General features: G+C 46.0%; 1 protein-coding gene. It reads right to left on the bottom strand.

What is annotated here, in order from left to right:
* Positions 1-8: 8 nt before the first annotated feature.
* A partial coding sequence (gene acnD / locus JR005_RS09560) for a Fe/S-dependent 2-methylisocitrate dehydratase AcnD (protein ID WP_218664966.1) occupies positions 9-2595 on the bottom strand: 2587 nt, incomplete at its 5' end.

Here is a 2595-nt window from a genome sequence, read left to right as displayed (position 1 = left end):
CTTAAATATTAAGCCACTTGACCTTCTAAAAAGTCTTGTGCAAAACGCTGTAATACACCACCCGCTTCATACACAGAAACTTCTTCTTCAGTATCTAAGCGACAAGTCACAGGCACTTCCAGAATCTCTTCCTTACCATCCGCTGTGGCACGTTCAATGACTAAAGTTAAAGTCGAACGTGGTGCAATATTACCAATCACACTATATAGCTCAGTACCATCTAACTTTAACGTTTTACGGTTCACACCTGCTTTAAACTCAAGCGGTAAAACGCCCATACCAACTAAGTTAGTACGGTGAATACGCTCAAAACCTTCGGCAACAATCGCTTCAACACCTGCAAGACGCACGCCTTTCGCTGCCCAGTCACGGCTCGAACCCTGTCCATAATCCGCACCCGCTACAATGATCAATGACTGCTTACGGTTCATGTAGGTTTCAATCGCTTCCCACATCCGCATCACTTCGCCTTCTGGCTCGACACGTGCTTTTGAACCTTGCTTAATCGTGCCGTCTGAACGAACCACCATTTCATTAAACAGTTTCGGATTGGCAAATGTCGCACGTTGTGCAGTTAAATGGTCACCACGGTGGGTTGCGTATGAGTTGAAATCTTCTTCAGGTACACCCATTTTATGTAGATATTCACCCGCAGCCGAATCCATCATAATCGCATTGGAAGGCGATAAATGGTCAGTGGTGATGTTATCCCCCAAGATCGCAAGCGGACGCATATTAGTTAAAGTGCGTGGAGCAGCTAATGCACCTTCCCAATACGGCGGACGGCGGATGTAAGTACTTTGCGGACGCCAGTCGTATAACGGACTTTCAGCTTGTTCAAATTCGCCCAAGTCAAACATTGGAATGTAGACTTTACGGAACTGTTCAGGCTTCACCGCTTCTTTGACGAGCGCATCAATTTCAGCATCTGAAGGCCAGATATCTTTCAGGTAAATTGGATTACCATCTTTGTCTGTACCTAGTGCATCTTTTTCGATATCAAAACGAATCGTGCCTGCAATTGCATAAGCGACAACCAATGGAGGAGATGCCAAGAACGCTTGTTTTGCATAGGGATGGATACGACCATCAAAGTTACGGTTACCTGAAAGCACGGCGGTGGCATATAAGTCACGGTCAATGATTTCTTGTTGAATCACAGGGTCAAGTGCGCCCGACATCCCGTTACAGGTGGTACAGGCATACGCGACGATGCCAAAACCAAGTTTCTCAAGATCTTCCAATACGCCTGCTTCTTCAAGATACAACGCAGCCGCTTTAGAACCTGGTGCAAACGAAGATTTCACCCAAGGTTTACGCACCAAACCTAATTCATTGGCTTTACGTGCTAATAGACCTGCTGCCACTGTATTACGTGGATTTGATGTATTGGTACAAGAGGTAATTGCAGCAATAATCACAGCACCATCAGGCATTAAACCTGCTGCTTCTTGTGCTTTTGCTGCATCCAAATTCCCTGCAATGCCTTTTGCCGCCAAATCAGCAGTAGAAACACGAGCATGTGGATTTGATGGTCCTGCAATATTACGAGTGACCGTTGAAAGGTCAAAACGTAATACACGTGGATATTCAGCTTTGGTCATATCAGATGCCCAAAGACCGATCTCTTTGGCATATTGCTCAACCAAAGTTACTTGTGCATCTTCACGACCTGTCAGACGTAAATAATCAATGGTGTTCTGGTCGATGTAGAACATCGCAGCAGTTGCACCGTATTCAGGTGTCATGTTGGAAATCGTAGCACGGTCGCCCACAGACATGCTGTCAGCACCTTCACCGAAGAACTCTAGATAAGCACCGACAACACGTTCTTTGCGTAAAAACTCAGTCAATGCGAGTACGATATCCGTTGCAGTAATACCAGCTTGACGCTGACCAACCAATTCCACACCAATGATGTCAGGTAGGCGCATCCACGAAGCACGACCGAGCATGACATTTTCAGCTTCCAAACCACCGACACCGACTGAAATCACACCAAGCGCATCGGTATGTGGTGTATGTGAATCTGTACCGACACAAGTATCTGGGAATGCCAAGCCATCACGGTTCTGAATCACTGGAGACATTTTCTCCAAATTGATTTGATGCATGATGCCGTTACCCGCAGGGATTACATCGACGTTCTTAAATGCGGTTTTTGTCCACTCAATAAAGTGGAAACGGTCTTCATTTCGGCGGTCTTCAACTGCACGATTTTTCTCAAAAGCGTCAGGATCAAAACCGCCATATTCCACCGCCAAAGAGTGATCGACGATCAACTGGGTTGGCACCACAGGATTGACTTTAGAAGGATCACCACCTTTTTCAGCAATCGCATCACGTAAGCCTGCAAGATCCACCAATGCTGTTTGACCCAATATGTCATGACACACCACACGTGCAGGATACCAAGGGAAATCCAAGTCCTGACGGCGTTCGATCAACTGGGTTAAATAGGCCGTTAAATTTTCTGCATCAGCTTTACGTACAAGCTGCTCTGCCAACACTTTAGATGTATATGGCAAAGTTTCATATGCGCCTGGCTGAATATCTTCAACGGCTTGACGCACGTCATAGTATTCAAGCTGGGTA

Origin of the sequence: Acinetobacter sp. Colony158 (assembly GCF_019264745.1) — a bacterium.
In the GTDB taxonomy this organism is placed as follows: Bacteria; Pseudomonadota; Gammaproteobacteria; order Pseudomonadales; family Moraxellaceae; genus Acinetobacter; species Acinetobacter ursingii.
This window is presented reverse-complemented; position numbering and strand designations above follow the sequence as displayed.